Genomic DNA, 6,000 nt, shown 5'->3' with positions numbered 1-6,000 from the left:
CCACGGCTCGGGGCGGACCCGCCGGACCGTCGGGGGTCGGTCCGGACGGGCGCAGCCGTTGCGGGGAGCGGACGGCTGCGGGAATGCTCTCGGTGACCGCGGAGCGCGGTCAACCCGGGGAATCTCACGGTACGCAGCGGTAACGAAAGGTGCGTGCGCAACGATCCTGGGCCGGGCAACGCTGTTGCTCGGACTCAAGCTCGGCCGTTCGGGCGTCGGCGCTGCCCCGCCCGGCGCTCCGCCTCGTACGCCATCATGCGCGCCATCACCCCGAAGACCAGATCGTGCCCCGGCTTCTGCGCGTACCAGTAGACGCGCCCCACGAGCCCGCGGGGACGGAAGGTGACGGTCTGGGTGTACCGGCTCGCGCCGCGCCCGGCCGGTTCGACCGTCATCCGCAGCCGCGCGACGCCCGGCAGCCGGGTCTCCGCGCGGAGGGCGAGGCTCCGCCCCTGGTCGACCTCCTCGACGCGCCACCAGTCCACCGGCGCGCCCGGTTCGAGCCGCTCCGGACGGCCACGGCGCAGACCGACGCCGCCGACCAGGCCGTCGAGGCGCTGCCGCAGCACCCAGGCACCGGGCACGGTGTGCCAACCCTCCTCGCCGCCGAGCCCTGCGACCACGGACCACAGTACGTCGGCCGGCGCGTCGACCTCCTCGACGTGCCGCCCGGTCAGCGCGGGCGGCCCGGACCCGTCGGGATCGGTGGCCGCCGCGCCCGCAGAGCCTTCCTCGGCCACCGCCCGGCGCACCGCCTCGCGGTAGGGCGTCCGGCCGCCGGGCGGGTCCCCGACCAGCGCGGACAGGTCCGACTCGCGGCAGACGAGGTCGTAGGCCATCGACTCCAGCAGCGGCCCGGCGAGCTCCCGGTCGACCGGGGTGAGCGCCTCGATCGCACGGGCTCCCAGCCGCGGCGCCGCGACCGGCACCGGGACGGTGAGGGCGCGGGTGAGCCCGGCCTCGCGGGCGTACCCGCGCAGCAGCTCGACGTAGCTGGGCGCGTCGGGGCCGCCGACGTCGAAGGCACGGTTCACCTCGGGCGGCAGCGAGAGACACGCCGTGAGCCAGTACAGGACGTCGTCGACCGCGATCGGCTGCACGCGGTTCCAGGCCTGGTCCGGCAGCGGGAGCACCGGCGGACCGCCGAAGACGGTCTCGGCGAGGTGCCGGACCATCTCGAAGCTCGCCGACCCCCGGCCGACGACGATCCCGGCCTGCAGCACCACCGTGGGCACCGCACCGGCCAGCAGGATCTCCCCGACCTCGTGCCGTGAGCCCAGGTGCGCCGAGGTGGCCGGCCCGAAGGGCTGCAGCCCGCCGAGGTAGACGATCCGCCGCACCCCGCCCTCCGCGGCCGCGGCCACCAGGGTGCGGGCCGCGGCCCGGTCCCGGTCGGCGAAGTCCGGCCCGTCCATGGAATGCACGAGATGGACGACGGCGTCGGCTCCCCGGCAGGCCTCGCGGGTCGCCACCGCATCGGCCACGCTCCCCCGCACGACCTCGACCCGGTCGGCGAAACCCGTGCGCGCCAGGCGGTCCGGGGACCGGACGAGACAGCGGACGGTGTGCCCCTCGGCGAGCAGCCGCGGCACCAGCCGGGTGCCGACGTAGCCGGTCGCCCCGATCACGAGAACGCGCACGGCCCCGATCGTCCCCGATCCGCCGCGCGACCGCTCGTCCTCCTCCGCCGGACCTCCGGCGCCACGATAGGGCCACCGGGCGCGGCGGACCCCGGTGATCACACCCCCATGGGGTATGTCTGATCCATGGTCCCACCGCGCACCTTCCACCGACTCCTCCTGCCGGCGCTGGCTGTCCTGTCCGTCGCGCTCGTCGGGTGTTCGTCGCCGTCGCAGTCCGCGTCCACCGAGACCGGCACACCCGCCGTCCCGACGGCCCAGGCCGCGCCGGCCGCGGGCACCTCGGGCAGCGCCGCGCCCGGGGTCGCCGTCGAGGCGACCTTCGGCACCACCGGCGCCGCGATCACCTACAATCCCGAGCTGGTGCCGGCCGGCGCGACGGCGAAGGTGACCTCCTCGACGGAGGGCACCAGCTCGACCGTCACCCTCGCGGTCACGGGGCTGGTGCCGAACCGCACCTACGGCTCGCACGCCCACCAGAAGCCGTGCGGCCCCGCCGCCGCGGACTCCGGCGCGCACTTCCAGCACGTCCCGGACCCGGTGAGCCCGAGCGTCGACCCGGCCTACGCCAACCCGCAGAACGAGGTGTGGCTGGACTTCACCACCGATGCGCAGGGCGCAGCCTCGGTGACCGCGACCCAGGCCCAGTGGGCGTTCACCGCCCAGGCCGCCCCGCAGTCCGTCGTGATCCACGCGATGCGGACGGCGACCGAGCCGGGTAAGGCCGGGACCGCGGGCGACCGGATCGGCTGTGTGACCGTCGACTTCGCCTGACCGTCAGAGCGGGTGCGAGCCCGCCATCCCGATCATGCGACGCCGAGAGCGCGCAGGCCCGCCGTGGTCCCGGCGGCGAGCACCACGACCAGCACGAACGGCACCTTGAGCCACGCGGCCACGCCGCCCACGAGCACCCCGGCAGGGCGGGCCCAGCCGGCGAACCCGCCGGCCTCGGTCAGCGCGGCGGTCGCGACCAGGGCGACCAGGAGGGCGGTCGCGCCGAGACCGGTGAGCCGGGCGAGCCGGTGCGGGAGCGTGACCTTGTCGCGCAACAGGATCCCGGCCAGCCGGACCAGGTAGGTGCCGACGGCGAGGGCGAGGACGGCGGTCCAGGTCATCGCTCCGCCTCCGTCCGCCCCGCGAGCAGGAGGCCCAGGAGCGCGACCAGCACCGGCAGCCCGGGCGGGAGGAACGGTGTGGCCGCCAGCGCGACGACGGCCGCGCCGAGGCCCACCCGGCGGGCGTCGGGCGCGCGCAGCGAGGGCAACAGGAGCGCCAGCAGGGCCGCCGGGAACGCCGCGTCGACCCCGAACGAGGCCGGGTCGGGCACCGCCGACCCGGCCAGCAGGCCGACGACGGTCCCGGCGTTCCAGCCGACGAACAGCAGCGCACCGCAGGCCCGGTACGCCGCCCGGGCGCGCGGGCCGGTCCCCCGTGCCCGGGCGAAGGCGACGTTCTCGTCGATCAGGATGTGGGCCCCGAGGAGCCGGGCCGGGAGCGTCCGGCCCGCGAGGTCGCCGATGGCCAGCCCGAACGGCAGGTGCCGCAGGTTCAGCAGCTGCCCGGCCGCCACCGCGGCGACCGGTGCCCCGCCCGCGGCGACCACCGCCACGGCGAGGAACTGCGAGCCGCCCGCGAAGACCAGTACCGACATCGCCACCGCGAGCAGCGGCGGGACCCCGGCGGCCGCCGCGAGCGCCCCGAAGGACATCCCGACGACCGTGATCGCCGCCCCGAGCGCCAAGGCGTCGCGGAGGTCACCGCGCCCCAGAGCCGTTCGCCGTGCCGAACACATGGCCGCTAGGATGAACACCGTCGGGGCGTTCGTCAAACCGGATAGGGAGACCGATGAATCGAACGGAGAGCACGCCGCTCGCGGCCATCGCCTCCGCCGTGCGGCGCGAGCGGACCCGCCGGGAGCTCTCCCTCGGCGAGCTCGCGCGGCGGGCGGGGATCGCCAAGTCCACGCTGTCGCAGCTCGAGGCGGGAGCGGGGAACCCGAGCGTCGAGACACTGTGGGCGATCGCCGTCGTGCTCGACGTCCCCTTCTCGCGGCTGGTCGACCCCCCGGCGCGGACCGTGCGGGTGGTGCGGGCCGGGGAGGGCGTGGTGATCCCGAGCGAGCACTCCCCCTTCACCGGCACCCTGCTGGCCGCCTGCCCGCCCGGGGCCCGGCGCGACCTGCACGTGATCACCGCCGAACCCGGCCCTCCCCGCACCGCCCACGCGCACATCCCGGGGACGACCGAGCACATGGTCGTCACGGCGGGGCGGTGGCTGGCCGGGCCGGAGGGCGAGGAGGTCGAGCTCGGGCTCGGCGACTACGCCTGCTTCCCCGGAGACCGCCCCCACGCCTACCAGGCCCTCGAACCCGGCACCGCCGCGGTGCTGGTGATGGAGTACGTGTAGCCGACCCCGTAGGTCGGGCGGCCGCTCCTCCGGCAGCTCAGCCGGCGCGGACGGCGTTCCGGACCAGGCCGTGGGCCGGGTCCGAGGTGTCGGCCGCGCCGGGGTCGACGCCCGCCGGCCCGAGCAGGGCGTCCGGCGCCCCTTCGGTCAGCGGGTCCTGCGGCGCAACGGCCTCCGCGGCTCCCGTCGCGCCACGGTCGGCGGCGCCTTCCGCTGTCGCAGCCACGTGGTCCGCGGCGCCTCTTACCGTCGCGGCCGCGTGGTCGGCTGCGCCTTCCACCGCAGTGGTGGCGTGGTCCGCGGCGCCCTCGGTGTCGGAGACCTGGCCCGTGACCGGTGCACCGACGAGGTCGGCGGCGCCCTCGAGGGCCTTGCCGACGGCGTCGTGCGCGAGGTCCTTCGCGTGCGCGACCTCGCCCTCGGCGGTCTCGGTCGCGCTGAGCGGGTACTGCTTGACCCAGTCGAGCTGCATCTCGGACTTCTTCACGTCGCCACCGCCCTCCGGGAACCAGTCGAGCTGGACCGTGAGGTGCATCGGGCCGGGCGGCAGGATCGAGGTCTCCTTCGTGCTCCACCACTCCTTGCCGTCCAGGAAGGCGGTGATGTGGTCGGGCGTCCACTCGACCGCCCAGTCGTGCCACCGGGTGGCGTCGACGTCGACGCTGCCGTGCTCCTGCTGGTTGTCCTTGCCGTAGTGCAGGAACATGTCCGTGGACTGCCGCTTCGCATCCGACATCTCCATGAAGTCGACCTCGCCGCCCACCGGCCAGTTCTCGGCGTCGGGCCACAGCAGCAGGACGGCGTGGTACGTCGGGTCGGAGGCCGGCGCCTTGACCCGGGCCTCCCACCGGCCGTACTTCTGCCCCTTGCCCCACGCCATACCGCCCGTCGTGCCGTCGGGGGTGCCGGTGACGGTCAGGATGCCGTCCTTGACCGTGAAGGCGCCGGGTGAACGACGGCCGGCCCCGTTGTGGCCCGGGCCGTCGTAGGGCTCCCACTCCTTGCTGAGCGAGGTGCCGTCGAACTCGTCGACCTGGTTCGGCCGGCCCCAGTCGTGCATCACGGCTGCGCTGGTGTCGGCGCCGGCGTCGGCGGAGCAGGGGGCCGGCGCGGGATCCGGGACCAGCCCGGCGCCCGGGGCCGCAGCGCCGGGGACGGTCGGGGACGGCGTGGCCGGCGTGGCGCCGGCACCCGGCGCCGAGGGTGCCGCCGGTGCGCCTTCGTCCGACGGCCCGCCGGAGCCGCCGTGGTCCCCCGAACCGCCCTGGTCCGACCCTGCCGAGCCGTGGTCGTCGCCCTTGCCGGCCGGGTGGTCGACAGAGCCGCGGTCATCGGAGCCGTGGTCATCGGAGCCGGCCCCGCCGGAACCCTGGTCACCGTGACCGCCCGAACCGTCGCCGGAACCGTCGCCGTGGTCATCCCCGGAAGCCGAGCCGTCACCCGACCCGTCGTGCCCGGACGCGCCACCGGACCCGTTGTCGCCGGAGTCGCTCGATCCCGCCGCACCGCCGCCCGAACCGTCGTCACCGCCCGCGCCGCCCGAGCCCGAACCCGAGCCGTCGCCGCCCGTGTCCCGCGGGACGGCGCCGGTCCCTCCGGTCCCCGCTCCCCCGCCGGGGCCGGCGGGCGCGGCCGCTGCGGCCGGAGGCGTGCAGTCCGCCGGGGCCGGGGCCGTCGGCGCCGCGAACGCCGCCACCGAGCCCGCGATCATCGCCGTGGCGACGATGCCGCCGATGGTCACGTATCGCCTCATCCGACTCCTCCACCACTTGAATCCCAGCTGTCACACGGGACCCTAAGACGCACACAGTCACCGAACAGCCCTCGTTCACCTCGTCGTGCGACGTCTGAACCGCACCGGGTGACACCGTGGGTAGGCGGAGGTTGGGACGATTCGCGGTTTCCGGTTCACCCAGAGCGATGAGCGGCGATCACGACCGTTCCGCGGGCACCG

Annotated in this window: 6 protein-coding genes; 2 read left to right on the top strand and 4 right to left on the bottom strand. The window is 75.7% G+C overall.

The features are described from left to right. Positions 1-194 precede the first annotated feature (194 nt). The gene (locus tag LWC33_RS25455) at positions 195-1,640 is read right to left on the bottom strand and encodes an SDR family oxidoreductase (protein WP_233307191.1); all 1,446 of its coding nucleotides are present in this window, start codon (positions 1,638-1,640) and stop codon (positions 195-197) included. Between the two features lie 126 nt (positions 1,641-1,766). Here LWC33_RS25455 and LWC33_RS25450 point away from each other — a divergent pair, with 126 nt between their 5' ends. Then, positions 1,767-2,414, top strand: coding sequence for a superoxide dismutase family protein (locus tag LWC33_RS25450; RefSeq protein WP_233307190.1), 648 nt, complete (start codon positions 1,767-1,769; stop codon positions 2,412-2,414). A 32-nt stretch (positions 2,415-2,446) separates the two neighbouring features. Here the strand turns inward: LWC33_RS25450 and LWC33_RS25445 are convergent, their stop codons facing one another. After that, entirely contained in the window at positions 2,447-2,755 is a 309-nt protein-coding gene (locus LWC33_RS25445; protein WP_233307189.1) for an AzlD domain-containing protein, read from the bottom strand. Next, positions 2,752-3,432 carry an AzlC family ABC transporter permease gene (locus tag LWC33_RS25440; RefSeq protein WP_233307188.1) on the bottom strand — a complete coding sequence of 227 codons (681 nt, stop codon included), beginning with the start codon at positions 3,430-3,432 and terminating at the stop codon, positions 2,752-2,754. The genes LWC33_RS25445 and LWC33_RS25440 overlap by 4 nt, the downstream gene beginning before the upstream one ends. Before the next feature lie 53 nt (positions 3,433-3,485). On the opposite strand from LWC33_RS25440, the gene LWC33_RS25435 reads away from it, so the two are divergent. Next, positions 3,486-4,046: a helix-turn-helix domain-containing protein gene (locus tag LWC33_RS25435; RefSeq protein ID WP_233307187.1), complete on the top strand. Its 561-nt coding sequence runs from the start codon at positions 3,486-3,488 to the stop codon at positions 4,044-4,046. Between the two features lie 37 nt (positions 4,047-4,083). On the opposite strand, the gene LWC33_RS25430 is transcribed toward LWC33_RS25435, so the two are convergent. Further along, on the bottom strand, positions 4,084-5,799 hold the full coding sequence (locus LWC33_RS25430; protein WP_233307186.1) for a glycoside hydrolase family 16 protein: 1,716 nt from the start codon (positions 5,797-5,799) through the stop codon (positions 4,084-4,086). Between the last annotated feature and the right edge of the window lie 201 nt (positions 5,800-6,000).

The sequence above is a fragment of the Pseudonocardia terrae genome (assembly GCF_021343995.1).
Classification (GTDB): Bacteria; Actinomycetota; Actinomycetes; order Mycobacteriales; family Pseudonocardiaceae; genus Pseudonocardia; species Pseudonocardia terrae.
Note: the sequence above shows the minus strand (reverse complement) of the source record. Positions and strands in the feature narration are given on the sequence as shown.